Origin of the sequence: Brevibacterium sp. S22, from assembly GCF_004745485.1 — a bacterium.
In the GTDB taxonomy this organism is placed as follows: domain Bacteria; phylum Actinomycetota; class Actinomycetes; order Actinomycetales; family Brevibacteriaceae; genus Brevibacterium.
Map to the genome: position 1 here is coordinate 24487 of NZ_RHFG01000014.1, position 25805 is coordinate 50291.

Below are 25805 nucleotides of genomic sequence, written 5' to 3' on the forward strand. Positions count from 1 at the left end.
CGATCCGCGTCAGCGTGGACGATTGAACAGGCTGGCCGGCCAGATCTTCGCGGAGATCCGGCTGCCCGGCGTGGCCCGCTCCGACAGGTCCGTGCTCACCTCATCGATGAGCGCGCGCACCTCGGAGTCGTCGAGAGACTCCGCCGCAGCACCGTAGCGCTGAGCTTCGAGTGCATCGACGAACGCCGACAGCGCGGAATCATCACGACCTGATCCGGTCGGTCCCGACGGGGCAGGACTGCTCAGACGCTTCAGCCGCTCATCCGAACGATCGAACGTCGAGGAGCCGGCAGCTCCGGCACCCTCTGCGGCGGCACCGGAACCGGCAGCCGCCTCGGCAGCGGACTTGCGCACGGGTTCACCGGTCTCCGGATCGGTCTCGGGAAACGCGGAGCCCGCAGCCGCACCAGTCGAGCTCAAGGCATCCGCAGATCCAGTCGCACCTGCCCCGGCAGCACCGGCTCCGGCAGCCCCGGCAGCACCGCCACCGGCGGCACCGGCAAGCACGAGTTCGTTGAAGCGCAGCGTCCGGCTGGAGTCAAGGCTCTGCCCGTAGTCGGTGGCCAGCGCCCGCACCTCAGTCCACACCGCTTCGAGGTCATGGGGGTCCTTCGTCCGGCGCGACCGCAGGATCGAACGCCAGATCGCCGGCAGTGCGGCAAGCAGCAGCAGGACGAGCACGACTGCTCCGATGCCGAAGACCGTGCTGAGATCGGAACCGGCCGGCTCAGCGGCTTCAGTGCTCGTCTCCTCTTCGGACGGCTCCTCGGAGCCGCCGGTCGGAGACGCGGATTCGGTCGGTTCCTCGCTCGGGCTCGCCGACTCCGACTCGTCGCTCTCATCCTCCTGATCGGCTCCATCGGCCAGAGTCCACTGCGGCGGATCGCCGGCAGGACCGCCTGGAGTGGGTTCGAAACGGACCCAACCGGCACCTTCGAAGTACAGTTCGGGCCATGCATGCGAGTCCTGCATGCTCACGTCAAAGCCGTTCTCGGCTTCATCTCCGCCGGCGAATCCGACACCGATGCGGGCCGGAATCCCCATCGTCCGGGCCATGATCGTCATGGCCGAGGAGAACTGGACGCAGTAGCCCTGCTTATCGGCCAGGAAGTCCGAGATCGCATCGCCGCTGGCCTGTTCGGGAGCATCGAGCGAATACTCGAAATCACCGCCGCGGAAGTACGCCTGCAGCATGACTGCGGCCTCCCACTGGTTCTTCGCATCGGCAGTGACCCGCTCTGCGGTCTCCTGGACACTGGTCGGCAGAGAATCGGGGACGGCGAGTTCGGTCTCGAAATCGCTCTCGGACACGGGAGTCGCCGACTGCAGATCCTCGACATCGGGATTCGGGGACAGATAGTCCATCGAATACTGCAGACCGCCGCTCTTCTCACCATTGCCGACTACCGTCAGAGTCTTCTCGTCGAAGATCCACCGACGATCCAAATCCTTCGGCTGCTGCGGAGCATACGGCGATGGCAGATACTGCTGGTCGTACTCGTCGCTGACGGCGACGCTGATCGTCTGCTCCTTGAAGTTCTTGTCCCGCGGCATCCCTTCGGGCCATGGCATGCCTTCGGTGGCGATCGCGAAGGGATCGAGGCTGAATGGGCTCGGCGCCCAGTTCTCACCGTCGAAATCATCGATCGACGTCAACCGGACCGGATCCGCGTCCTCATCCGTCGTCTGGAAACTGAACAGCGTCGAATCATCACGGTCCCCGAGGTTCTGACGCAGGTTGAGGAACGGGTTCGACACCGTCAGGTCGCCTTGGCCTTTCGATGCCCGATCGGGCAGGGTCGGCACCGGCGGCAGCAGAATGGGCAGACCGATGCCGATCGCCAGAGCCAGAGCTCCCGCCAGGACCGCCGTCATCCCGCCGCGCCAGCGGGTCGCCGGCAGATAAGGGCTGAGCATGAGCAGCAGGAAGGCCGCGAGGATCGCGACCACATGCCACCACCGCACTTCCTGAGAGGCGAAGTAGACAGGGATCATCCACAGCACGAGCAGCAGCACACCACCGACCTTCGGCGCCCGCAGATCCGAGACGAGACCGTCGATGAGGATCGTGATGAGGGTGAAGGCGATCGTGAGCATCGCAATGAAGCCCGGAGTGCTCGCCGCTGGGGGAGCAGTCGCGTAGAGGTCGCTGACTCCTTCGGAGAGCAGGTCGACGACGGTGCCGAAGGACCCGCCCGTCGGGATGAACCCGAGCAGCAGCGAATCCCCGGCGCAGACGACGAAGACCGCGATAAGACCGGCCACGCACTGAGCGATGACCGCAGTTCCGGTCGAACGCAGCGCGGGGATGGTGCGGAACACGGCACCGATGATGACGACGACGGCGACGGCGGCCAGCACAGGCGGCAGCCAGGCGAAGTCCTTGAACACGGCCGATACGGCGACAGCGGTCAGCGCCATGGCGACGAAGACGATGATGGCTTCGAGCCAGCCGGTGTCCGGACGCTCATCACTTGTCGACACGGGAGCCGAATGTCCCTGCGCAGGAGGTTCGGAATCGGCTCCGCCGAGGCGGGTGGGAGGAGTATCGACGCTCATCGACGCACCCCCTGCGGAGTCGAGGTCGCGCCACCAGGCGTGGAACTCGCGTCACCCGGGGCCGAGGAGGGACCGTCGGCTCCGGCGGTGCCTGGTCCGGGTTCGGCCGCAGTCCGACCGGTGCCGCCGCCGGAGCGCTTCGACTCGAAGGTCGTCCACGACTCCGGCAGATCCTCGCTGAGGCCGAGCATCGTCAGATCGTCGATCTCGCTGAGGGTGCGCAGAGTCACCGGCACACGGCGGGAGAAGTGCGAGGCGAGTTCCTTCCCGCGCTGATCCCCGACGGAGCAGATGACGATGTGGTTCGGGTTGTCGTGTGAGGGCAGTTCGACCCTGCCCGGACGCACGATGGCGGAGAGAAGACGGAGCTTGTCGATGTCGCGGGATCCTTTGAATCTGATCTGGTGTCCGGGAGCGACGACATTGACCTCGTAGTCTGCCCTGAGGAAGGCCGTTCCGGCTGCGGTCGCCGCGGCCAGCAGGAATTCGATTTCGAGATCGCTGGGCTCCTCGGCCCCCTCATCGGCGATGAGGTCGATGAGGATGAGCGCATAGAGGGTCTCCTCATCGGCTTCGTGTCGGACCATGAGCTCGCCGGACTTCGCCGTCGACGGCCAATGCACATGCCGCAGATCATCACCTGGCACGTACTCACGCGTGTGGAAGTCCCTTGTGGTGTGTCCGGTCCTCACCTTGCCGTCATCGAGGCGGGCGGGTCGGATCGACGAATCCTGGGGGATGCGCGCGGGCAGGATCGGCACGGACACGGCGACGGGGAAGACCCCGTGGGCCTTCTTCTTCATCTTCACCAGGCCGAAGGGGCCGAAGACGGTGATGAGCACCGATTCGATACCGGAGACTCCGCGCCGGTTGGGGGTGAAGGACGTGAGCACCGACTGCGAAGCCCCGTGGGCCAGGGCCGGAACGTCACCGGAGGTGGAGTCGCCGAAGCCCTCGGCCGGAACGAAGTCGATCGTCGCCGCCGGGATCGCGAGCTGGCCGATATTGGTCACGCGCGCCTCCAGCTCGACCTCCTTGCCCTCGGCCGCCAGCGGGTAGCGGTCACCGGCAGGGGACAGCGCCACCTCGTGCAGCGAGGTGCTCATCGCAATCGACATCCGCCGGGTGCCCCACAGGATGAGCAGCGCCGAGAGCAGGACCAGTCCGAGCAGCAGCAGACCTGCCGGAAGCAGTCCGGGCAGCGCGAAGCGGTAGGCCGTGATGGTCAGGGCCGCCCCGGCGAGGACGAAGATGATTCCCGAAGTGCTCAGTCGCATGCGGTCACTGGTTCGTCGAGACGGGCACGCGGGACAGCACTCGACCGACGAGGTCGGCGGCCAGGTCTGCGTCGTCGCCGTCGCGGGGGATGATGCGGTGGGCGAGGATGTACGGAGCCAGGGCCTGCACATCGTCGGGAGTGACGAAGGTGCGACCGGACAGCGCCGCACGGGCCTTCGCCGCACGCAGCAGGTGGACACCGCCGCGCGGAGAGCTGCCGAGCAGGATCGCCTGATCATTGCGGGTGGCATGGAGGATCGCCACGATGTATTCGCGCAGCTGTCGGCTCGCGGAGACATGGCGGACGATCGTGCGCGCCTGAGTGATCTGTTCGAGGTTCGTCACTGCGGCTGCGGTCTCGAGCGGATCGTTCTGGATCTGGTTGTCCAGCAGATCGACCTCGTCGGAGGTCGCGGGATACCCCAGAGAGATGCGCGTGAGGAACCGGTCACGCTGCGCCTCAGGCAGAGCGTAGGTGCCTTCCATATCGATCGGGTTCTGAGTGGCGACGACGATGAACGGCGTGGGCATCGGATAGGTCTGCCCGTCGATCGTCGCCTGTCCCTCCGCCATGCACTCGAGCATCGCCGACTGCGTCTTCGGGGACGCGCGGTTGATCTCATCGGCGATGACGATGTTGGCGAACACCGGGCCCTGCCGGAACTCGAAGTGACGAGTCTCCTGGTTGAACAGGTTCACGCCCACGACATCGGTGGGCAGCAGGTCCGGTGTGAACTGGATGCGGCGCACGGAACCGTCGACGACCTTGCCCATGGCGCGGGCCAGCAGAGTCTTGCCGACGCCCGGGACGTCTTCGAGGAGGACGTGCCCGCCGGCGAGCAGCGCGATGAGCGAGAGCCCGACAGCTTCATCCTTGCCTTCGAGGACCGAGTTCATCGCTGTGCGTGCCCGCGAGGTCAGATTCTGCACCCACTCGATGTGTTCGGCGCCGATCACGGAATTGGTCTGTGTACCTTCTTGGCTGGTCGACATACCCACCATTGTCCCTTAAAGCCGGCACCCCAGCCACACGAGCTTCTTTCAGCTTCGTCAGCGCAGTCTCCTCTCCGCTCCTCTTCCCTCCCTGAGGCGACCCCCACTCCACTCCCCACCCTCCTCCCCACTTCCCTCCACGCGGAGCCTCCACTTCCCTCCCCACTCGCCTCCACAGTGGTGCGGGGAATCCGCGACGATCCGCGGATTCGCGGGGATCCCAGTCGATTTCGATGCCCTCACCGAGCAGGCCCAGACCCTTCGTGGGGCTGTTGATCTCCCGTCATCCGACACTCCCGCGACGCGCCTTCGAGAAATTTTCCCCACTTTCCTCCACCTATCTGACCTGGAAAAACAGGCTGTTCAGCATTTCTGCCGGGCGAAGTGCTGGAATCCGTGGAGGGAAGTGGAGTACTGTGGTTGCTATCGGAGCCGATGGGTTTCGAAAGGGGTGAGACGACATGTTCTTGGGCACTCATATGCAGAAGCTCGACGACAAAGGTCGCCTCATCCTGCCCGCAAAGTTCCGCGAGGAGCTGTCGCCCGGACTCGTTCTGACCCGTGGCCAGGAGAACTGCCTCACCCTGTTCCCCACCACGGAGTTCGAAGCCGAGCACGAGCGAATCCAGAACGCGCCGAAGACGAATAAGGAAGCCCGCGATTACCAGCGTGTGTTCCTGTCGGCGGCATTTGCGGACCAACCGGACAAACAGGGACGCATCACGGTCCCGAACATATTGCGGCAGTACGCATCACTGACACGGGAAGTCGCAGTGATCGGCATGGGCAACCGAGTCGAGATCTGGGACGCACCGACCTGGGAGGACTACCTCGTCGGCGCTCAGCAGGCCTTCGCCGAACGCGAAGAGGAGGTGATTCCCGGAGTGATCTGATTCTGCTCGGGTTTGATCCTTGCCCGCCGTGCTCGAGTTTCGGGGAACTTCCCCGTTTCCGAAGCTCGGACGTCCTGACACACTTCCCCGGTGCCAGGGCCACGGCGGTCAAGGTTCTGGCTCCAGCAGCACACCCCCGACCACCCCCGTATGAAGGACCCACGAATGACAGCTCAGCACGTACCGGTGCTCCTGACGCGCGTGGTCGAACTCATCGGCGTCGGAGTCGCCGCTGCCCGGGAAGCCGGGCTCACCCCGGTCGTCGTCGACGGCACCCTGGGCATGGGCGGGCACGCCGAAGCCGTGCTGAGCGCCTTCGACGATGTCCACCTCGTCGGCGTCGACCGCGACCTGCAGGCCATCGACATCGCGACGGAGCGTCTGGCCCCGTTCGCCGACCGCACCGATATCGTCCACGCCGTCGACGATGAGCTACCCGAAGTCCTCGCCGACCTCGGCATCGACGCGATCAGCGCCATCCTGCTCGACTTGGGAGTGTCTTCGCTGCAGCTGGACGAGGACGATCGCGGCTTCTCCTACTCCCGCCCGGCGCCCCTGGACATGCGCATGGACCGCACCCAGGAACTCACCGCCGCGACGGTCCTCGCCACGTACTCCGAATCCGAGCTGCGCCGCATCCTGCGCGAATACGGCGAAGAGAAGATGGCCGGAAAGATCGCGAAGATCATCGTCACCGACCGGACCAGCACCCCGTGGGAGACCTCGGGCCAGCTCGCGGCCATGCTCTCGCGGGTGATTCCGCAGACGAAGAAGAAGTCCCACCCCGCCAAACGCACCTTCCAGGCGCTGCGCATCGAGGTCAACGACGAACTCGGAGTGCTGCGCACCGCGCTGCCCGCGGCGCTGGAGGCGCTGCACATCGGGGGAGTCGCCGTCATCGAGTCCTACCAATCGCTCGAGGACACGATCGTGAAGAAGACCCTGCGGGCGGCCACGACCGCCTCGGCGCCGCCGGACCTGCCGGTCGTCCCCGAGGAGCACCAGCCCTGGCTGAAGGAGATCATCCGGGGTGCCGAAATGGCTGATGAAGACGAAGCAGAGACCAACCCGCGGGCGGCGAGCGTCCGGCTGCGGGCAGTGCAGAAGATCAGGGAGGCACGATCGTGAAGAACACACAGGCGACCGTGGGCCAGCCCCACTTCACCGAACGCTTCCGCCGGCTCGAAGAGGCCGGTGGCCAGCAGGGCGGGGCGAAGCTGCGGCTGCTCAAATTCGAACTGCCGAAATCCCGTCTGCCCTTCTCGCTGCTGTGCGTGGGGATCCTTCTCGCCACCCTCGTGGCCGTGCTGCTGCTCAACATCTTCGTTGCCAACACCTCCTACAAGGTCGACCAGCTGACAAGTCAGAAGGAAGCACTCGCCGAACAGAAGGACCGCCTCGTCGAGGACAACTCTTACCGCGAGTCCCCACAGAACATCTCCCTGGCCGCCGAAGAACTCGGCCTCGTCCGCGATTCCTCACCGGAGTTCCTCGATGCGAGGACCGGAAAGATCATCGACGCCCCCGGCATCGATGTCAGCGGTGAGAAAGAGCCCACAGTCGTACCCGGCCCGCGCGCCGATACACGTGAAGACATCCGACCCAATCTACGATCGGATGAGAAGCTCCCGGTCGTCGGGGGCAGCCCGAGCCAGGACGTGGCGGCTCCGAGCCAGGAGGCGCCGAAGTAGTCCGAGCTCACCGGGACCAGGGAACGGCCTGACCGAAACATACGCCGACCACGCCAAGGACCGAGGACTCCAGCAATGGGCTCAGCCACAACCCGATTGAAGAAGAAGAGCAAGGGCGACGGCCCCAATCTGCGTCTGCGGATGGGCTTCATCGCCGCGCTGTCGGTTCTCGTCCTCCTCATCACCTCCGTCCGGCTCGTGTCGATCCAGGGCATGGACTCGATGAAGCTGGCGGAGAAGGCACTGTCCAACCGCCTCGTCACTCGCACTCTGCCGGCCGATCGCGGACAGATACTGGCCGCCGACGGCGCCGTGCTCGCCGACAGCGTCTCCCGCTACCAGCTCGTCGTCGACCAGCAGAACGTCGCCCAGTACAAGGTCGACGGCAAACTCGTCGGCGCGTGGGGTGCTGCCGAAGCGCTGTCGAAGCCCCTGAACACCGACCCCGGTCTGCTCTACCCGAAGCTCGTCGGTGAGAAACGCTGGAACCCCGTCGCCAAGGGACTGACCTCGGAGACATGGCGTGAGATCCAGAAGCTCGAAGTCCTCGGCGTCTCCGCCGAGGAGTACGCGGTGCGTTCATATCCTGCCGGCGGAATCGCCGGCAACCTCGTCGGCTTCCTCAGCTCCGACGGCACGGCACAGGCCGGACTGGAGACGGCCTATGACGAACAGCTGTCGGGCCAGGACGGCCAGCAGCAGTACGAACGCGGGGCCCGCGGAGAGATCATTCCGCTCGGGGAGAACAACATGAAGGACGCTGTCGACGGTCAGGGGCTGCAGACGACGATCGATCCCGCGACGCAGTACTACGCTCAGCAGGCCATCGAGGAACAGCGGAAGAAGCACGAAGCCGAATCCGCGTCGATCGTCATCAAAGAGATCAAGACCGGCCGCATCATCACCGCCGCGGACGCTCCCACGGTCGACCCTAACTCTCCCGGCAAGGTGGACGGCCCAGACCGCGGCTCGCGTATCTTCACCGACGTCTTCGAACCCGGTTCGACCGCGAAGATGGTCACCGCCGCAGCACTGCTCGATCAGGGGCTCGTCACTCCCGAGCAGGAGTTCACCGTCCCGGACAAGTGGAAGGCGCCGAACGACGAAGAGTTCCGCGACTCCCACGAACACCCCGACGAGAAGCTCACCTTCGCCGGAATCCTCGCAGAGTCCTCGAACACCGGCACCGTCCTCGCCGGAAAGGAACTCACCGAGGCACAGCGCTACGAATACATGAAGAAGTTCGGCTTCGGCTCCGGCTCCGGCATCGGCTTCCCGGCCGAGACCTCGGGCATCCTGCACCCGTACAAAGACTGGGACGGGCGCACGAAGTACACCGTGATGTTCGGTCAGGGTGTGGCCGCGAACGCGATCCAGACGACCGACGTCATCTCCACCATCGCCAATGGGGGAGTGCACGTGCCCTCGCGCCTGGTCGACGGAATGATCGAGCCGAACGGACGCACCGTCTCCACCCCGGCAGGGGACAAGGAGCGGGTCGTCAGTGAGAAGGCCGCCGATCAGACCCTGCGGATGCTCGAGGGAGTCGTCGCCGAAGGCACAGGCAAGTCCGCCCAGGTCTCAGGCTACCGAGTGGCCGGAAAGACCGGCACCGCCCAGGCGCCGGCAGCCGAAGGCGGAGGCTACGACGGCTACACCGCCTCCTTCGTCGGCGTCCTGCCGGCAGAAGACCCCGAACTGGCGATCTCCGTGACTTTGCAGAGGCCTCGGAACGGCTATTACGGTGGACAGGCCGCAGCCCCCGTCTTCTCCGATGTCGCGGGCTTCGCTATGCGGCATCTGAAGATCCCGCCGTCGACGCAGAAGCCCGACCTGCCCGCTCGAGAATGGAAATGATGCGTTTTTCACAGCTGCTGCCGATCGCGCCCGGCACCCTCCACGGTGACCCCGAGACGGAGGTCACCGGAGTCTCCCATGACTCGCGAGCGGTCTCACCAGGTCAGCTCTACGCGGCATTGCCGGGAGCGAACGTCCACGGCGCGAAGTTCGCCCCAGAGCTGATCCGTGCCGGCGTCAACGCCATCCTCACCGACGATGCCGGCTGGCAGCTCATCACCGACTCCCTTGCCGAGGACGAGGCAGACAGGGAGCTTCTGGCCGGAGTCACCGCACTCATCGTCGAAGCGCCCCGCTCCGTGCTCGGGTTCGTCTCCGCCGCCGTCTACGGGACCACCTCGGTGCCGGACCTCATCGGCGTCACCGGCACGAACGGGAAGACGACGACGACCTACCTGGCCGACGGAATGCTCGCGGCGCTCGGCCACCGCACCGCCGTCATCGGCACGGTCGCCATCCTCATCGCCGGTGACACCGTGCCCAGTGTGCGCACGACGCCGGAGGCCCCCGAGCTCCACGCACTGTTTGCGAAGATGCGCGCGGCCGAGGTCGACACCTGCTCGATGGAGGTCTCCTCCCACGCACTCAGCCAACACCGCGTCGACGGGGCACATTTCCGCGTCGCAGGGTTCACGAACCTGTCCCAGGACCACCTCGACTTCCACAACACGATGGAGGAGTACTTCGAGGCGAAGGCCCAACTGTTCACCCGCACGTTCTCCGACCAGGCAGTCATCGTCGTCGAAGACGAATGGGGTGAGCGGATGACGGAGGCCGCGCAGGTGCCGGTGCGCACCCTGGGACGCGACGAGCGCAGTCAGTGGCGCATCGAGCACACCCCGGGCGAATCGGAGTTCGTGCTCCGCCTCGGCGAGGGGGAGAGCATCCGACTGCGCTCACCGCTGCCCGGCGACTTCAACGTCACGAACACGGCGCTGGCGGCTTCGCTGCTCATCGAATCGGGCGTCCCGGCGGCAGAGATCGACGCCATCGGACGCAGCTTCGTGGCCACGGTGCCCGGGCGGATGGAGATCATCGACGTCTCCGGGCCCAGGGCTCTCGCCGAATCGCACTCGGAGGTCCTGCCGCGGGCCATCGTCGACTATTCGCACACCCCCGACGCGATTGCGAAGGCGCTTTCCACCCTGCACGCCGATTCCGACGAGCTGATCATCGTCTTCGGTGCCGGAGGCGACCGTGATCGCGGCAAACGCTTCGGAATGGGGCAGGCCGCAGCCCGTGAAGCCGATGTGATCGTTCTCACCGACGACAATCCGCGCACCGAGGACCCGGATGAGATCCGCGCGGCCATCAGACAGGGCATCGACGCCGAGGCGGATGCGGGCCGGGCGCGTGTGAAAAAGATCATCGATATCCCCGATCGCGGTGCCGCCATCGATGAGGCGATCGCGGGAGCGGACCCGTCCGCCACCGTGCTCATCGCAGGCAAGGGACACGAGACAGGCCAGACCGTGGGCACCACGGTCACCGATTTCGACGACCGGGCCAGGACACGCTCAGCGCTGTCCATGCGACTGGGCGGCGCACAACCAGGTAAAGTTCACAGATGATATGAAGCGACTGACTGCAGCCGAGATCGCAACCGCCCTGAGCGGCGAGTTGTACGGCATCGACCCCGAGACCCCATTGACCGCCGGTGTGGTGACCGACTCGAGAGAAGTCGGACCCGGCGATATCTACGTCGCCCGCCGAGGTGAGAGCTTCGACGGCATCGAATTCGCCGCTGCCGCCGTCGAGGCGGGCGCGGCCCTGATCATCGGCGAATCCGTCCCCACCGTCGACGGTGAGCCGCTGCCGGCCGTCGTCGTCGCCGATGCCACCGAAGCACTCGGCCAGCTGGCCAAGCACAGCATCGAAGGCCTGCGCGCCGACGGCGAGCTCACCGTCATCGCGATCACCGGCTCCGTCGGCAAGACCACGGTCAAGGACCTTGCCGCCGACCTGCTCGCCGGCGCCGCCGAGACCGTGTGGCCGCCGAACTCGTACAACAACGAGGTCGGGGTACCGCTGACGGCACTGCGGGCGGTCGAGACCACCCGCTTCCTCGTCCTCGAGATGGGCGCCAGGTCGATCGGCAACCTCGCCTACCTGACCAGCCTCATCCGACCCGATATCGCCGTCGAACTCGCCGTGGGCACCGCCCATTCGGGAGTCTTCGGTTCGATCGAGAACACCGCTCGGGCCAAGGCCGAACTCGTCGAATCCCTGACGGCCGGATCGACCGCCGTGCTCAACGCCGACGACACCCGCGTGTCCGCGATGCGCGAAGTCCTCGCCCCCGAGGTGACCACCCTGTGGTTCTCGCAGCGGGAATCCCTGCCCGAATGGGTCGACGCCGATGACGCGATCGTGCGCGGGACCTCCGTGAGCACGGACTCCTCCGGCCACCCGACTTTCACGCTCACTCTGCCGGGTGAAGAACCGCGAGACGTGCGCCTGGCGCTCATCGGCGAACACCATGTCGGCAATGCCCTGGCCGCCGCCGCCATCGCCCACGCCTGCGGAGTCACCACCAAGTCGATCGTGACGACCCTGTCGACCTCCTCGGCGGCCAGCCGCTGGCGGATGGAGCTCATCGACTCGCCCTCCGGTGTGACCGTGCTCAACGACGCCTACAATGCGAATCCCGAATCCATGCGGGCCTCGCTGAAGACTCTGGCCTCGATGGGCCGCGGTGACGAGGAGACCAGCCCGCGCCGCACCTTCGCCGTACTCGGCGAGATGCTCGAACTCGGGCCCGAATCCGTGTCCGCACACTCGGATATCGGCGAACTCGTCGTGCGTCTCAACATCACCCGCACCATCGTCGTCGGCGAGGGCGCGAAGCCGATCTTCAACGCCGCGAACCTCGAAGGCTCCTGGGGCAACGAGGCTGCCTGGGTGGCCACGACGGCAGAAGCGAGAGATCTGCTGAGCGCCGAACTCGCCCCCGGGGACATCGTCCTGTTCAAGTCCTCCCGAGACGCCGGTCTGCGCTACCTCGGAGACGAAATCGCCGGAGTATCGGGGGCCCAATGATTGCCGTACTGCTCGCAGCCTGCCTGGCTCTCATCTTCGCCCTCGTCGGCACTCCGCTGTTCATCCGGGTGCTCGTCAAGAAGGGATACGGCCAGTTCGTCCGTGACGACGGTCCGACCTCGCACGCGACGAAGCGCGGGACCCCGACCATGGGCGGCGTCGTCATCATCGGTGCTGCCGTGCTCGCCTATCTGCTCGGACACCTGTTCACCGGTTCCGTGCCCACGGCATCCGGTCTGCTCGTGCTGTGGCTGGCTGCGGGACTGGCGGTCGTGGGGTTCCTCGACGACTTCATCAAGATCAAGAAGCAGCGGTCCCTCGGGCTGCGCCCGATGCCGAAGCTCATCGGACAGGCCTTCGTCGGGATCTCGTTCGCTGTCCTCGCACTGCAGTTCCCGAACTCCTTCGGCGAGACCCCGGCCTCGACGAAGATCTCATTCATCCGCGACACGAACCTCGACCTCGCCTTCGGCTCCGCGATCCTCGGCCTCATCCTGTTCGTCATCTGGGCGAACCTCATCGTCACCGCTGTGTCGAACGCGGTGAACCTCACCGATGGTCTCGACGGTCTGGCCGCCGGCGCCTCCGTGGTCGTCTTCGCCGCGTATGTCGTCATCGGCACCTGGCAGTCGACTCAGAACTGCAACCTCATGTCCGAGGCAACGAACGCCTGCTACTACATGCGCGACCCCCGCGACCTCGCGATGGTCGCCGGCGCCATGGCCGCGGCCTGCTTCGGCTTCCTGTGGTTCAACACCTCGCCGGCGAAGATCTTCATGGGCGACACCGGTTCGCTGGCCATCGGCGGCGCCTTCGCAGGACTGGCGATCATGTCGCGCACCGAGCTGCTGCTCATCGTCCTCGGCGGACTCTTCGTCATCATCACCCTGTCGGTGATCATTCAGGTCGCTTCCTTCAAGACCACCGGCAAACGCGTGTTCAGAATGGCCCCGCTGCAGCACCACTTCGAACTCAAGGGCTGGGCCGAGGTGACGATCGTGGTGAGATTCTGGATCATCGCAGCCCTCTTCGTCATCGCCGGCATCTGCCTCTTCTATGCCGATTGGGTGGCCCGAGTTGGCTGATGAGCCCACCGCCTGCAAGGAGATCCCGGCCGCGCTGAGCGGACCGAGTTCGTCTCTGGCCGGGCTGCGCATCCTCGTCACCGGTCTCGGCGTGACGGGATTCCCCGCAGCCGTCCACCTCGGCGAACGCGGTGCCGACGTCATCGTCATCGACGGCGACGACACCGCTGATGTGAGTGAGAAGGCGCAGATCCTCGACGTCTTCGACGTCGACATCCGACGCGGACCCGAACATGTCGAAGCCCTGCCCGAAGGCGAGCTCGACCTCGTCGTCACCTCGCCCGGATGGCGTCCCGACCAGCCCGTGCTCGCAGCGGCCGCTGCGGCCGGAATCCCCGTCATCGGCGAAGTCGAACTCGCGTGGCGGATCCGCGGTGCCAATGACGCCAAATGGCTGGCCATCACCGGCACCAACGGCAAGACGACGACCACGACGATGCTCGAATCGATGCTGCTGGCCGCGGGGCTCAACGCCAAGGCCTGCGGCAACATCGGCACCCCGCTGTTGGAGGCGGTGCTCGAACCCGGGCTCGAAGTCCTCGCGATCGAACTCTCGAGCTTCCAGCTCCATTGGCAGGAATCGATGAGCTCCGATGCCGCCGTCGTGCTCAACATCGCACCCGACCACCTCGACTGGCACGGCAGCGCCGACGCCTATGCGGGCGACAAGGCGAAGATCTTCCACAATGCGAAGCTCGCCTGCATTTACAACTGCGCCGACGAGGCGACACTGCACATGGTCGAGGACGCCGACGTCGTCGAAGGAGCCAAGGCCATCGGCTTCACGACCGGTGTGCCTCGTCCCGGAGAGCTCGGCGTCGTCGAGGACTTCCTCGTCGACCGGGCCTTCATCCCTCAGCGCTACTCCTCGGCCGCCGAACTCGCCTCACTCGACGACGTGGCGGTCGCCACCGGCGTCGCCGGATCGCGTCCCGCCCCGCATCAGGTCGCCAATGCTCTGGCCGCAGCCTGTCTGGCACGCGCCATCGACGTGCCGGGCCAAGCGATCTCCGCCGGACTGCGCAGCCACTCGCTCGGAGCCCACCGCATGGTCACCGTCGCCGAAGCTGACGGCATCCGCTGGGTCGACGACTCGAAGGCGACGAACACCCATGCCGCGAATGCCTCGCTGGCTGCCTTCGACTCGATCATCTGGATCGCCGGGGGACTGCCGAAGGGCGCCGACTTCACCTCACTGTTCGCCGATCACCGCGACCGACTGAAGACGCTCGTGCTCATCGGCTCCGATGACGCGGCCTACCGCGAGGCCATCGCAGCGACCATTCCCGACCTCGACGTCATCAGGGTCGAACCGGCCCTGGTCGTGGATTCCGGAGTGCCGAAGCGCCGGGGTGAGGCCGTCGCCGCGGCAGCCGTCGAGGCCGCCGCAGGGGTGGCCGAAGCCGGAGACACCGTGCTCCTGGCCCCAGCCGCCGCGAGCATGGACCAATTCCTGAACTACAACACTCGCGGCGAACTGTTCACCGAGGCCGTCAACACGCACCTGGAGCGTTGAGATGGGACGGCAGACCACCGCGAAGGCGGATGAACGTCGCCGCCGCAAGAATGCGAAGACGACTGTTTCCACATCCGCTGCGGCGACGTCGAAGGACGCCGGGGTGAAGACCGGGACCACGCCCTCCGGCGTGAAGACCACCGCGAAGGGTCCCACCGCGAAGGGTCCCACCGCGAAGTCCAACGCGAAGGCTCCTGCCGCGAAGACACCGAAGTCTGGCTCCAAGAGATCCGCTCCGACCAAGTCTGCCGCGAAGACTCCGAAGTCTGCCGCCGAGGGTTCCGGCTCGACCACGGCCGGCGGGACGACCGCCTCGGCGCTCAGGAAGGCGTGGGATCATCTCCGCGGCGATATCGCCGGTCTCTCCGCTCATCCGCTGACGACCTACTTCCTCATCCTCGTCTCCGTGCTGCTGCTCACGGGTCTGGGCCTGGTCATGGTGCTCTCGGCCTCGTCGATCACCTCCTACGCCGGAGGAGAAGGCTCCTCCTTCGCCTACTTCAACAAGCAGGCACTGTTCGCCGGGGTCGGTCTTGCCCTGATGATCACCGCGAGCCTCATGCCGCTGCAGTTCTGGCGCAGACTCGCCTGGCCGGCGCTGTTCGTCGGACTGATCCTGCAGGCTGCCGTCTTCGTGCCGGGCTTCGGCAAGGAAGCGAAGGGCAATGCGAACTGGATCGGCTTCGCCGGATTCCAGATCCAGCCCTCTGAGTTCCTCAAGGTCGCCCTCGCCCTGTGGCTGGGCTTCATGCTGGCGCAGAAGTTCGGCAAGATGACGACCTTCGGCCACGCTATGATCCCGGTCGTGCCCGGGGTGCTTGCCGCCGTCGGCCTCGTCGTCGCCGGCAACGATCTGGGCACCGCTCTCGTCCTCATGGCCATGGCCGTCGTGTGCCTGTTCATCGGCGGTTTCCCGATGAAGTACTTCCTCCTGCTCGGCGGTGTGCTCGCTGCGGCCGTCACATTCTTCGTACTCACCTCTCAGAACCGTCTCGACCGCATCCAAGCAATGCTCACCGGCCACGCCGACCAATCCGCAGCCGACACCATGGGACAGGCATGGCAGTCCAACCACGGGCTGTTCTCGCTGGCCTCGGGCGGATGGCTGGGAGTCGGCCTCGGCGCCAGCCGCGAGAAATGGTCGTGGCTGCCCGAAGCGCACAACGACTTCATCTTCGCGATCATCGGCGAGGAACTGGGGCTGCTCGGCAGCCTCATGGTCATCCTCATCTTCGCCGTGCTCGGCTACGGCATGGTGCGGGTGATCATGCGCTCAGAGAACCTCATGGTCCAGGTCGCCACCGCCGGCTTCTTCGCCCTCATCATCGGCCAGGCTGGAATCAACGTCGCCGTCGTCACCGCACTGCTGCCCGTGATCGGCCTGCCCCTGCCGTTCGTCTCCTACGGCGGCTCCTCGATCATCGCCTCGTTCCTGGCAGTGGGGGTGCTGCTGTCGTTCGCCCGCTCGGAACCCGGCGCCGAGGCGGCCATCGCCGCCAACAAGGATCGCCTGCGATCCTCATTCGCCGTGCTTGCCCGCAAGAGAAGGAAATGAGATGACCACCATCCTCTTAGCCGGTGGAGGCACCACCGGACACATCTCGCCGATGCTGGCGATCGGCCGTGAGCTGCGCCGGCAGCACCCCGATTGGGACGTCGTGGCCTTGGGCACTCCCGACGGACTCGAAGCCGATATCGTGCCCCGGGCCGGATTCGAACTGCTCACCATCGACAAGGTGCCCATGCCCCGGTCGATCAGCCCCGCACTGCTCAGATTCCCGGGTCGCTTCCGATCCAACATCTCCGCAGTCAGGCAGATCATCTCCTCCCGCAGAATCGATGCCGTCGTCGGCGTCGGCGGCTACGTCTGCCCACCGGCCTTCCTCGCCGCCAAACAGGCGAAGATCCCGCTGATCGTCCACGAAGCCAACGCCAAGCCGGGAATGGCCAACCGCCTCGGCGCGCGACTGACCACACCCGGACGGGTCGGGATCACCTTCCCGGACACCGTGCTGCGAAACTCGACTCTCGTCGGCATGCCCATGCCCACCGAGATCACCGATCTCGACCGCAGAGACGACGCGCAGCGGGCATCGTTCCGTGCCGATCTCGGGCTGCGCGACGACCGTCCTGTGCTCGTCGTCACCGGTGGTTCCTCGGGTGCGCAGAAGATCAACGAAGCCTTCTCGGCCACCGCGACCGCCTGTCAGGACGCCGGCATCCAGGTCCTCCACATCACGGGAGCCGGAAAGGGCGAGACTCTGCGCGAGGTCGTCGCCGAGCTCCCCGACTACCACGTCGTGGACTACGTCGACGGAATGCACCGGGCCTACGCGGTCGCCGATCTGCTCGTCGCCCGCTCCGGAGCCGCCACGGTCTCCGAAGCCACAGTCGCCGGAGTGCCGGCACTCTATGTGCCCCTGGCGATCGGCAACGGCGAACAGCGTCTCAACGCCTCCGGAAGCGTCGCCGCCGGGGCCTCGCTCATGGTCGACAATGCGGAGTTCTCCCCGACGACGGTCGTCGAGACCATCCTCCCGCTGCTCGCAGACGAATCCCGACTCGCCGATATGAGCGCAGCGGCACAGAAGCTGAACTACCCCACCGATGCCGCGGCCCGCATGGCCGCCATCGTCAACCGCGCGCTGGAAGGCTGACAATGACCTCTGCGAACACGAGCCCTGCGAACATCGTTCCCGTCGGTGAACTCGGAGCCGTCCACTTCATCGGCATCGGCGGCTCGGGGATGTCCGGAATCGCCCGGATCATGGTCATGAACGGAGTCACCGTCTCCGGATCGGATGCGAAGGAATCCAATGTCGTCGATGTGCTCCGCACCTTGGGCGCCACCGTCACGATCGGGCATTCGCCCGACAACCTCGGCGAGGCCGATACCCTCGTCATCTCCTCAGCCATCCGCAGGGACAACCCCGAACTCGTCGAAGCCCAGCGTCGGGGACTGCGCATCCTCCACCGGTCCGGCGCCCTGGCCTCGCTCATGGTCGACCGGCGGGCCGTGGCCGTGGCCGGAACCCACGGAAAGACCACGACCACGTCGATGACCACCGTGGCACTCCAGGCCTGCGGAGTCGATCCGTCCTTCGTCATCGGGGGAGTGCTGTCGACGACGGGCACGAACGCTCACCTTGGCACCGGAGACGTGTTCGTCGCCGAGGCCGACGAATCCGACGGATCGTTCCTCCTCTACGAACCGGCCATCGGCATCCTCACGAACGTCGAGGCCGACCACCTCGACCACTACGGAACACCGGAGAAGGTGCGCGAAGCCTTCATCGAATTCTGCGACGGCATCCAGTCCCGCGGCGGCACCATCATCGCCTGTTCCGATGACCCGGGTTCCCACGACGTCGCCCTGCACTCACGCAGTCAGGGAGCCGATGTCGTCCTCTACGGCACCTCCGACGATGCCGATGTCGTGCTGCGCGACCTCGACTCCGGAATCGGCTCGTCCTTCGTCCTCGACCTGCCCGGGCGAGACGAAGAGCTGCAGGTCGAACTGCGGCAGCCGGGACTGCACAACGCACTCAACGCCACCGCCGCGATCGCCGTGGCGCACAGCCTCGGTGCCGACGTCGAACGCGCGGCCACCGGACTCGCCGGATACGGCGGCACCCGCCGCCGATTCGAAGAACGCGGCATCGCAGCCGGAGTGCGAGTCATCGACGACTATGCCCACCACCCCACCGAGGTGCGCGCCGTGCTCAGCGCCGCCCGCGGAGTCGTCACCGACGAGGGACGCGTGTGGGCGATCTTCCAGCCGCATCTGTACTCGCGGACGATGGAGTTCCGGGAAGAATTCGGCCATGCCCTCGGCCTGGCCGATGAGGTCGTCGTCCTCGACGTCTTCCCCGCCCGCGAAGATCCCGTGCCCGGAGTCACCGGTGCGCTCATCGCCGACCGGGTCCCGCACGAGAATGTCACCTTCTTGGAATCCTTCGCCGAGGCGGTTCCATTCGTCGCCGCCCGAGTGAAGCCCGGCGACCTCGTGCTCACCGTCGGCGCCGGTGACGTGACGATCCTCGGACCCGAGCTGCTGAGCGCACTGGAGAGCTGAGGTCGATGGTGCCGCTTCCCCCGGCCAGGGCCGGTGACAACTCCACTGCGGATCTCACCGGAGTCATCCGGGCCCGTCGTCGGCAGATCTGGCGCCGCCGACTCTATGCCATCGGCATCGTCGCAGCACTCATCGCCATCGTCGCCGTCGCCTGGTTCTCACCTCTGCTGTCCCTGCAGAAAGTGCAGGTCAGCGGCAGTCGGCTGGTCGACGCCGACCGGGTCAGCGACTTCGTGCGCGACAGTCAGGGCGGCAGACCGCTGCCACAGGTGCGCCCTGGTGCGGTCGAGAAGTCCGTGCTCGAGGAGTTCCCGAAAGCCGAAGCGGCCTCCGTCCACTATGCCGGTCCCCGGGCACTGAAGATCGAGATCACGGATCGCACCCCCGTCATCGCGATCGAAGGCGAGTCCGGCTACCGTCTCTACGACTCCGCGGCCGTCGACCTCGGAACAGTCGACACGGCGCCGAAGGACCTCACCGTGCTCAGCGGCGGCGGACATCAGCCGGACAGAGAGACCGTGTCCGCGGTGATCCGCTTCATGGGCGACCTGCGGCCGGAGCTGCGTCGCCAGCTGGTGACGCTCGAAGCCAAAGACTCCATGAGTCTGAGAGGACGCCTCGACACAGGCGAACAGAAAGCCGCGGTCGTGTTCGGCGATGCTTCCGACTCCAGCCTGAAAATGCGCACCGCCGCCCAACTCGCCGCCGAAGGCCGCACCGAGATCGATGTCTCGGTGCCCTCGGTGCCCGTGACCGACTGAGTCCCGGACTGACCGGGCGTCAGACCGCCCGGGCGTCGAGCACCGTCCGAAACTCGAACCGTCCGAAACTCGAACAGACCGGGCCTCGAATCGACCGAACCTCGAACCGACCGAACCTCGAACCGACCGAGACTTGAATCGATCGAGCCTCGAACCGTCCGGGCGCCCTGACTGTGCGACCTCCGTGGCCGCCCCACATCGGGCAGTCGGCAGGATTGCCTCCGTTTGGCCCCGACACACCGGGCGCAGAGTTTGGCCGAAGTCCGACACTCCGGGGAGAATGGTTGCAGTGATGTTGCCCCGCCCAATAGCCTCAGGGCAGAGAACACAGACCGATTGCACACGCAGACCCTGCGTGACCGAAGCGCTTGAGACGAGGAACCGACTTGGCTGAATTCCCACAATCCGGAGCGGATATCAAGGTTGCCGGAACCGGCGGCGGCGGTGTCAACGCTGTGCAGAGGATGATCGACGTCGGCCTGCGCGGCGTGGAGTTCATCGCAATCAACACCGATGCTCAGGCACTCGTCCTCTCCGACGCCGATGTCAAGCTCGAGATCGGCCGTGATCAGACTCGAGGACTCGGCGCAGGAGCCGACCCGGAGATCGGGCGGAAGGCCGCCGATTCATCCGAAGACGCCATCCGCGACGCCCTCGAAGGTGCGGACATGGTCTTCGTCACCGCCGGCGAAGGCGGAGGCACGGGAACGGGCGCGGCTCCCGTCGTCGCCCGGGTGGCCCGTTCGCTCGGCGCACTGACCATCGGCGTCGTCACCCGCCCATTCACCTTCGAAGGACGTCGACGGTCCGCGCAGGCAGAAGCCGGAATCGCGGCACTGCGCGAAGAGGTCGACACCCTCATCGTCATCCCCAACGATCGTCTGCTCTCGATCTCCGACCGCAGCGTCTCCGTCGTCGAAGCGTTCCGCTCCGCCGATGAGGTCCTGCGTTCCGGTGTGCAGGGCATCACCGACCTGATCTCGGTGCCGGGTCTGATCAACCTCGACTTCGCCGACGTGAAATCGGTCATGCAGGACGCCGGAACCGCGCTCATGGGCATCGGCGCCGCAACCGGAGACGACCGCGCCGTACAGGCCGCCGAATCCGCCATCGCGTCCCCGCTGCTGGAAGCCAGCATCGACGGAGCCCATGGAGTGCTCTTCTGCATCACCGGCGGCGGCGACCTCGGGCTCTTCGAGGTCAACGAGGCCGCGCGTCTGGTGCAGGAGGCCGCGCACCCAGAAGCGAACATCATCTTCGGTGCCGTCATCGACGACAACATCGGTGACGAATGCCGCGTGACCGTCATCGCTGCCGGCTTCGACAACTCGTCTCCGAACGCGGAGACCGCCGGATCCGATCAGATCCCGGCACCGATCCCGGCCGCTCCGGCGGAGACCGAGACCGAGTCGCCTGTCATCGCCGAATCCGAGACCGAGTCTCCGGAGGGCGACGAGCCGGCAGCGCCCGCCCGCCGCAGCGAGGAACATCAGATTCCCGCTTCGCTGCCGAGCGAGCGCAGCAGCTCGAACATCGACTCCGACCTCGACATCCCGGACTTCCTCAAGTAATATGCTGCGCTCGAGGTTCGTCATCCCGGGCAGGCGCACCGCTCATGTCGCCTTCACCGACCGACACGGCGGCTATTCGAGCGGGGACTTCTCCTCGTTCAACCTCGCCCGTCATGTCGGAGACGATGACGAACTCGTCGCAGCCAACCGAGCCGCTCTCGCTCAGGTCATCGGCCTGAGCGGAGAGCGGCTCTCGTTCGTCTCCCAGGTCCACGGCACCGATGTGCACACCCTCACCGATGAGGCACAGCTGCGGCAGGCACCGGTCGAAGCCGATGCCCAGATAACGACTGCGCCCGGGATCGGGCTGGCGATCATGGTCGCCGACTGCACCCCGATCATGCTCGCCGATGCCGAAGCCGGGGTCATCGCCGGCGTCCATGCGGGTCGCCCGGGCATGGCAGCGGGCGTAGTCGGAACGACCGTCGCCGCCATGCGCGAGGCCGGGGCGCAGGACATCCACGCGGTCATCGGCCCCTCGGTCTGCCCCCGCTGCTACGAAGTCCCCGCCGAGCTGAGAAGTCAGGTCGCAGCGATCGAACCGACGGCCGCCTCGGTGTCGGTGACCGGCACACCGGCACTCGACGTCGCCGGAGCCGTCGCTGAACAGCTGGGCCGGGCAGGCGTGACCATCGATCATTTCTCACGCACCTGCACGAAGGAGTCCGAGGATCTCTTCTCCTACCGCCGGCAGAAGCGCACGGGACGGTTCGCCGGGATCATCTGGCTGCAGGAAGAAAAGACCGCGACACACCCATAGGACTCACCAGCCCAGATGCTCGGGTGCGATAGTTTGGGCCTCAGGTGAGCAAGTGCCGAAGTCCGAGGAGCTTTAGACATGTCAGCAATCAAGAAGACGCTGGAATACCTGGGTTTCGTCGAAGAAGAGGACGAGACCGCGGAGCGCACCGACCGTCGTGAACCCGCCCACCGGGATCGTGAAGTCGTCGAGACCTTCGACGACGTCGACCAGTACGACGAACCGGCAGCAGCGGAAGAGCGGACTCCGGCCCCGGTGACATCCATCCATCCGTCACCGATCCGTCCCGTAGACACCCCGGCGCCAGGAACCTCAATGAATCGCATCAGGACCATCCATCCCCGCAGCTACAACGACGCCATGGTCATCGGTGCCGCCTTCCGCGAGGGAACTCCGGTGATCATGAACCTCTCGGAGATGGACGAGAACAACTCCAAACGCCTCGTCGACTTCTCCGCCGGCCTGATCTTCGGCCTCCACGGATCGATCGAACGCGTGACGAACAAGGTCTTCCTGCTGACTCCCGAGAACATCGAGGTCGCAGGCGAGAACGAAGCCGATTCGGACACCCAGGCGAGCTTCTTCAACCAGAGCTGAACGTGCCGGAGAATCTCTCAACTCGTCCTCAGCTGGAGCCGATAGGCTGAAGCGTCGGAACGCAAGCAACAACGAAAGGCGCGGGGGACCCACTTGAATATCGTGTTCGGTCTTATCAGTGTCGTACTGAGCATCTACGTCTACGTACTCCTGGCCAGGGTCGTACTCGACCTGGTCCAGGTGTTCTCCCGCGATTGGAGGCCGTCCGGCTTCCTGCTCATCCTCGCCGAGTTCGTGTACACACTCACCGACCCGCCGGTGAGGCTGCTGCGCAAGGTGATTCCGCCGCTGCGCCTGGGGCAGGTCTCGCTCGACCTCGGATTCATCGTTCTGCTCATCGGCGTCCAGATCATCGCCGGGGTCTTCCGCAGCCTGGCGATTGCCAGTTGATCTGCTCTCGCACGCCCCTGCCCGATCCTCGCCATCACGGTGATCTCAGCTGCTGGGTCGCTGCGAATGAATGCTGGGGAAAGCTTTAGGAATGCCCTGATCGGTTACCGATATTCGATTGCATGATTACCGGATAAATGGTGAATATGCTCACCGGAATTGGCTGTTCGTGTGCCCGGCTTGTTAGCCTCGGATACGGAGAACTTCGTCATTGAATGCGAGACACGCCATTACTGCGGGACAAAACTGCAGGTGTTACGCTAATGTGACGTTGAAGCCGTCCTTCGGGGCGGCAGCGTAATGAATGTAGATCGACCGAAGGTGACCTCATGGCGCTCACGCCTGAAGACGTAGTAAACAAGCGGTTCCAGCATGTGAAGTTCCGCGACGGGTACGACCAGGACGAAGTCGACGATTTCCTTGACGAGGTCGTCGTTGAGATTCGCCGTCTCTACCAGGAGAACGACGAACTGCGTCAGAAGCTCTCCACCGCCGAACAGCGTGTGAAGGAACTCGAAGCCGGCGGTGCCTCCGCCGCTCCGGCCCAGGACATCGACGCCACTCAGGCGATGCCCGCCGCGGTTCCTGCACCCGAGGAGAAGGAAGAGGCTCCGGCACCGGCCGAGGCACCTGCCGCTCCGGCACCGGTCGAAGAGACCCCTGCCCCGGTCGTCAAGGAAGCCGCTCCGGCTCCCCAGGAGAGCTCTGCTGCACCGGCGATGGCCGTCGGCGGAGCCGCAGGAGCGGGGCTCGGTGCTGCCGCAGTCGGCGGCGACGGAGACGCTCATGGTCTCATCGCTCTGGCTCAGCGCGTCCACGACGAACATGTTGCCGAAGGTGAGCGCAAGCGCGACGAGCTCATCAAGGGTGCCGAGAAGGAAGCCGCCGACATCGTCGGCAAGGCCGAATCCAAGCGCGACGAAACGCTGTCGACCCTCGAGTCGCAGAAGTCGACCCTCGAGCGTTCGATCGACCAGCTCTCGAACTTCGAACGTCAGTACCGCACGCGGCTGAAGAGCTACCTCAACGATCAGCTGCGGGACCTCGAGAACTCCACGAGCCTGGCTCCGGAGACCCTCGACGGAAACAATCCGCTGGGCGGTTCGTCGAACCACAAGCTCTGATACTCAAGCTCCAGCGACCGAGGTCCGGGAACTCTGCGGGGTACCCGGGCCTCCGTCATGTCCGCGCAGTGCAGAAGCCCACGGCTGAGTCCGGCACGGCCGGCGGTGGGCTAGAATGAACCAAATGAACGATCCTGCCACACGGGTGAAGAGACCTCGTGCCGCCATGATGGCTCTGCTGTTCGCAATCGCGGCGACCGTGCTCGTGATCGATCAGTTCACAAAATTCCTGGCCGTCGCCCTCCTCGAGGGGCAGCCGCCGGTGCCCGTGATCGGCTCTCTCGCCGGCTTCACCTTCTACCGCAACCCCGGAGCCGCACTCGGACTCGGATCGAACGTGACGTGGATCTTCCCGATCATCGCCGTCGGCGTGTTCATCGCTGTCCTCGTGATCTCACGCAGACTGGGGTCACGCGCTTGGGCGATCGGCCTCGGTCTGCTCTTGGGCGGACTCTTCGGCAACCTCGTCGACAGGCTCTTCCGCGAACCGTCGTTCCTGCACGGAGCCGTCGTCGACTTCATCGATCTGTCCCTGTTCATCTGCAATGTCGCGGACATCGCGATCTCCGCCGCCGCAGTGACCCTCGTCATCGTCAGCCTCAAGGGCATCGACATCGACGGATCGGACTCCACACGTGTGAAAGAGGACTCTCATGACTGAACGTTCCATCCTCGTCCCTGAGGGACTCGACGGTCAGCGTGTGGACGCTGCTATGTCGAAGCTGCTCGGTCTCTCCCGCACCGCGGCAGCAGATATCTGCGCCGACGGGGGAGTGGAGATGTCCGGGCGCCCGGTCATCAAATCCGATCGTGTCATCGCCGGTGAACGGCTCGACATCATGCTGCCCGAACCCAAGAGGCCCCTCGAGGTCGTGCCCGACCCCGTGCCGGGAATGCGCATAGTCCACGATGAGGATGCCTTCGTCGTCGTCGACAAACCGGTCGGTGTGGCCGCGCATCCGGCGCTCGGCTGGACCGGACGCACCGTCGTCGGCGGACTCGCCGCGGCGGGCTTTCGCATCGCGACCTCGGGTGCGCCCGAACGCCAGGGCATCGTGCAGCGACTCGACGTCGGCACCTCCGGGCTGATGGTCGTGGCCAAGAGCGAATACGCCTACAGCGTGCTCAAACGCGCCTTCAAAGAACGCACGGTCGACAAGACCTACCATGCGGTCGTCCAGGGTCTGCCCGACCCGGTGCTCGGCACCATCGACGCCCCGATCGCCCGTCACCCGAAGCACGACGGGCTCTATGCTGTGCGAACCGAAGGCAAGAACGCGATCACCCACTACGAGGTGATCGAAGCCCACCGTCGTGCCGCGCTCGTCGAGATCCACCTGGAGACCGGACGCACCCACCAGATCCGCGTCCACTTCTCTGCCACCAAACACCCCTGCGTCGGCGATCTGCCCTATGGCGCCGACCCGGTCCTGGCGAAGGACCTCGGCCTGGAACGCCAGTGGCTGCATGCCGTCAAACTCGGCTTCCACCACCCCGACACGCAGAAGTGGGTCGAATTCGAAAGCGGCTATCCGGAGGATCTGCAGACCGCGCTCGACCGCATCCGACCGAACTGAACGCCGCGTCGAAGGTGCGCGGAGCAACAGTCTCCGAAG

General features: G+C 65.7%; 22 protein-coding genes. 19 read left to right on the top strand and 3 right to left on the bottom strand.

The window, feature by feature from the left end:
- Positions 1 to 9: 9 nt before the first annotated feature.
- Genes EB835_RS12360 through EB835_RS12370 form a run of 3 tightly spaced genes read right to left on the bottom strand, consistent with a single transcriptional unit; the run spans position 10 to position 4830 of the window.
- Positions 10 to 2559 carry a transglutaminase TgpA family protein gene (locus EB835_RS12360; RefSeq protein ID WP_135809775.1) on the bottom strand — a complete coding sequence of 850 codons (2550 nt, stop codon included), beginning with the start codon at positions 2557 to 2559 and terminating at the stop codon, positions 10 to 12.
- Positions 2556 to 3836: a DUF58 domain-containing protein gene (locus EB835_RS12365; RefSeq protein ID WP_135809776.1), complete on the bottom strand. Its 1281-nt coding sequence runs from the start codon at positions 3834 to 3836 to the stop codon at positions 2556 to 2558. Before EB835_RS12365 ends, EB835_RS12360 begins: the two co-directional genes overlap by 4 nt.
- Positions 3837 to 3840: 4 nt before the next feature.
- On the bottom strand, positions 3841 to 4830 hold the full coding sequence (locus tag EB835_RS12370) for an AAA family ATPase (protein ID WP_135809777.1): 990 nt from the start codon (positions 4828 to 4830) through the stop codon (positions 3841 to 3843).
- A 461-nt stretch (positions 4831 to 5291) separates the two neighbouring features.
- Between EB835_RS12370 and mraZ the strand changes: the two genes are divergently transcribed.
- The 19 genes from mraZ (at position 5292) to EB835_RS12465 (ending at position 25766) form a co-directional block, all read left to right on the top strand.
- Positions 5292 to 5723 (top strand): division/cell wall cluster transcriptional repressor MraZ, encoded by a 432-nt coding sequence (gene mraZ, locus EB835_RS12375; protein WP_135809778.1) that lies wholly within the window; start codon positions 5292 to 5294, stop codon positions 5721 to 5723.
- Positions 5724 to 5888: 165 nt separating this feature from the next.
- Positions 5889 to 6851: a 16S rRNA (cytosine(1402)-N(4))-methyltransferase RsmH gene (gene rsmH / locus EB835_RS12380; protein WP_135809779.1), complete on the top strand. Its 963-nt coding sequence runs from the start codon at positions 5889 to 5891 to the stop codon at positions 6849 to 6851.
- Positions 6848 to 7414 carry a cell division protein FtsL gene (locus tag EB835_RS12385; RefSeq protein WP_135809780.1) on the top strand — a complete coding sequence of 189 codons (567 nt, stop codon included), beginning with the start codon at positions 6848 to 6850 and terminating at the stop codon, positions 7412 to 7414. The genes rsmH and EB835_RS12385 overlap by 4 nt, the downstream gene beginning before the upstream one ends.
- 75 nt (positions 7415 to 7489) lie before the next feature.
- Positions 7490 to 9271, top strand: coding sequence for a peptidoglycan D,D-transpeptidase FtsI family protein (locus EB835_RS12390; protein WP_135809781.1), 1782 nt, complete (start codon positions 7490 to 7492; stop codon positions 9269 to 9271).
- Positions 9271 to 10842 carry a UDP-N-acetylmuramoyl-L-alanyl-D-glutamate--2,6-diaminopimelate ligase gene (locus EB835_RS12395; RefSeq protein WP_135809782.1) on the top strand — a complete coding sequence of 524 codons (1572 nt, stop codon included), beginning with the start codon at positions 9271 to 9273 and terminating at the stop codon, positions 10840 to 10842. Before EB835_RS12390 ends, EB835_RS12395 begins: the two co-directional genes overlap by 1 nt.
- 1 nt (position 10843) lies before the next feature.
- Positions 10844 to 12310, top strand: coding sequence for a UDP-N-acetylmuramoyl-tripeptide--D-alanyl-D-alanine ligase (gene murF / locus EB835_RS12400; RefSeq protein WP_135809783.1), 1467 nt, complete (start codon positions 10844 to 10846; stop codon positions 12308 to 12310).
- The gene (gene mraY / locus EB835_RS12405; protein ID WP_135809784.1) at positions 12307 to 13395 is read left to right on the top strand and encodes a phospho-N-acetylmuramoyl-pentapeptide-transferase; all 1089 of its coding nucleotides are present in this window, start codon (positions 12307 to 12309) and stop codon (positions 13393 to 13395) included. The genes murF and mraY overlap by 4 nt, the downstream gene beginning before the upstream one ends.
- Complete coding sequence (murD, locus tag EB835_RS12410; protein WP_240688720.1) at positions 13388 to 14911, top strand: UDP-N-acetylmuramoyl-L-alanine--D-glutamate ligase; 1524 nt, start codon at positions 13388 to 13390, stop codon at positions 14909 to 14911. The genes mraY and murD overlap by 8 nt, the downstream gene beginning before the upstream one ends.
- A 1-nt stretch (position 14912) precedes the next feature.
- Entirely contained in the window at positions 14913 to 16466 is a 1554-nt protein-coding gene (gene ftsW / locus EB835_RS12415; RefSeq protein WP_135809786.1) for a putative lipid II flippase FtsW, read from the top strand.
- Position 16467: 1 nt separating this feature from the next.
- Positions 16468 to 17568 carry an undecaprenyldiphospho-muramoylpentapeptide beta-N-acetylglucosaminyltransferase gene (murG, locus tag EB835_RS12420; protein ID WP_135809787.1) on the top strand — a complete coding sequence of 367 codons (1101 nt, stop codon included), beginning with the start codon at positions 16468 to 16470 and terminating at the stop codon, positions 17566 to 17568.
- A gap of 2 nt (positions 17569 to 17570) precedes the next feature.
- Positions 17571 to 18986 (top strand): UDP-N-acetylmuramate--L-alanine ligase, encoded by a 1416-nt coding sequence (gene murC, locus EB835_RS12425; protein WP_135809788.1) that lies wholly within the window; start codon positions 17571 to 17573, stop codon positions 18984 to 18986.
- Between the two features lie 5 nt (positions 18987 to 18991).
- Complete coding sequence (locus EB835_RS12430; RefSeq protein ID WP_135809789.1) at positions 18992 to 19747, top strand: cell division protein FtsQ/DivIB; 756 nt, start codon at positions 18992 to 18994, stop codon at positions 19745 to 19747.
- 386 nt (positions 19748 to 20133) lie between these two features.
- Positions 20134 to 21318 carry a cell division protein FtsZ gene (ftsZ, locus tag EB835_RS12435; protein ID WP_135809790.1) on the top strand — a complete coding sequence of 395 codons (1185 nt, stop codon included), beginning with the start codon at positions 20134 to 20136 and terminating at the stop codon, positions 21316 to 21318.
- Position 21319: 1 nt separating this feature from the next.
- Positions 21320 to 22078: a peptidoglycan editing factor PgeF gene (pgeF, locus tag EB835_RS12440; RefSeq protein WP_135809791.1), complete on the top strand. Its 759-nt coding sequence runs from the start codon at positions 21320 to 21322 to the stop codon at positions 22076 to 22078.
- Between the two features lie 78 nt (positions 22079 to 22156).
- Positions 22157 to 22675, top strand: coding sequence for a cell division protein SepF (sepF, locus tag EB835_RS12445; protein ID WP_135809792.1), 519 nt, complete (start codon positions 22157 to 22159; stop codon positions 22673 to 22675).
- A 93-nt stretch (positions 22676 to 22768) separates the two neighbouring features.
- A complete protein-coding gene (locus tag EB835_RS12450; RefSeq protein ID WP_135809793.1) occupies positions 22769 to 23065 on the top strand; it encodes a YggT family protein in 297 nt (98 codons plus the stop codon).
- 329 nt (positions 23066 to 23394) lie between these two features.
- Positions 23395 to 24189 (top strand): DivIVA domain-containing protein, encoded by a 795-nt coding sequence (locus EB835_RS12455; protein ID WP_135809794.1) that lies wholly within the window; start codon positions 23395 to 23397, stop codon positions 24187 to 24189.
- Between the two features lie 124 nt (positions 24190 to 24313).
- On the top strand, positions 24314 to 24850 hold the full coding sequence (locus EB835_RS12460) for a signal peptidase II (RefSeq protein ID WP_135809795.1): 537 nt from the start codon (positions 24314 to 24316) through the stop codon (positions 24848 to 24850).
- Complete coding sequence (locus EB835_RS12465; protein WP_135809796.1) at positions 24843 to 25766, top strand: RluA family pseudouridine synthase; 924 nt, start codon at positions 24843 to 24845, stop codon at positions 25764 to 25766. Before EB835_RS12460 ends, EB835_RS12465 begins: the two co-directional genes overlap by 8 nt.
- The last annotated feature ends 39 nt before the right edge of the window (positions 25767 to 25805 follow it).

Coding starts and splice junctions, on each gene's coding strand:
- mraY (WP_135809784.1), top strand. CDS start 12,307: ATGATTGCCGTACTGCTCGCAGCCTGCCTGGCTCTCATCTTCGCCCTC.
- EB835_RS12365 (WP_135809776.1), bottom strand. CDS start 3,836: ATGCGACTGAGCACTTCGGGAATCATCTTCGTCCTCGCCGGGGCGGCC.
- murG (WP_135809787.1), top strand. CDS start 16,468: ATGACCACCATCCTCTTAGCCGGTGGAGGCACCACCGGACACATCTCG.
- EB835_RS12395 (WP_135809782.1), top strand. CDS start 9,271: ATGCGTTTTTCACAGCTGCTGCCGATCGCGCCCGGCACCCTCCACGGT.
- EB835_RS12360 (WP_135809775.1), bottom strand. CDS start 2,559: ATGAGCGTCGATACTCCTCCCACCCGCCTCGGCGGAGCCGATTCCGAA.
- mraZ (WP_135809778.1), top strand. CDS start 5,292: ATGTTCTTGGGCACTCATATGCAGAAGCTCGACGACAAAGGTCGCCTC.
- ftsW (WP_135809786.1), top strand. CDS start 14,913: ATGGGACGGCAGACCACCGCGAAGGCGGATGAACGTCGCCGCCGCAAG.
- murF (WP_135809783.1), top strand. CDS start 10,844: ATGAAGCGACTGACTGCAGCCGAGATCGCAACCGCCCTGAGCGGCGAG.
- EB835_RS12430 (WP_135809789.1), top strand. CDS start 18,992: ATGGTGCCGCTTCCCCCGGCCAGGGCCGGTGACAACTCCACTGCGGAT.
- EB835_RS12370 (WP_135809777.1), bottom strand. CDS start 4,830: ATGTCGACCAGCCAAGAAGGTACACAGACCAATTCCGTGATCGGCGCC.
- sepF (WP_135809792.1), top strand. CDS start 22,157: ATGTCAGCAATCAAGAAGACGCTGGAATACCTGGGTTTCGTCGAAGAA.
- EB835_RS12460 (WP_135809795.1), top strand. CDS start 24,314: ATGAACGATCCTGCCACACGGGTGAAGAGACCTCGTGCCGCCATGATG.
- pgeF (WP_135809791.1), top strand. CDS start 21,320: ATGCTGCGCTCGAGGTTCGTCATCCCGGGCAGGCGCACCGCTCATGTC.
- EB835_RS12465 (WP_135809796.1), top strand. CDS start 24,843: ATGACTGAACGTTCCATCCTCGTCCCTGAGGGACTCGACGGTCAGCGT.
- EB835_RS12455 (WP_135809794.1), top strand. CDS start 23,395: ATGGCGCTCACGCCTGAAGACGTAGTAAACAAGCGGTTCCAGCATGTG.
- EB835_RS12390 (WP_135809781.1), top strand. CDS start 7,490: ATGGGCTCAGCCACAACCCGATTGAAGAAGAAGAGCAAGGGCGACGGC.
- rsmH (WP_135809779.1), top strand. CDS start 5,889: ATGACAGCTCAGCACGTACCGGTGCTCCTGACGCGCGTGGTCGAACTC.
- murC (WP_135809788.1), top strand. CDS start 17,571: ATGACCTCTGCGAACACGAGCCCTGCGAACATCGTTCCCGTCGGTGAA.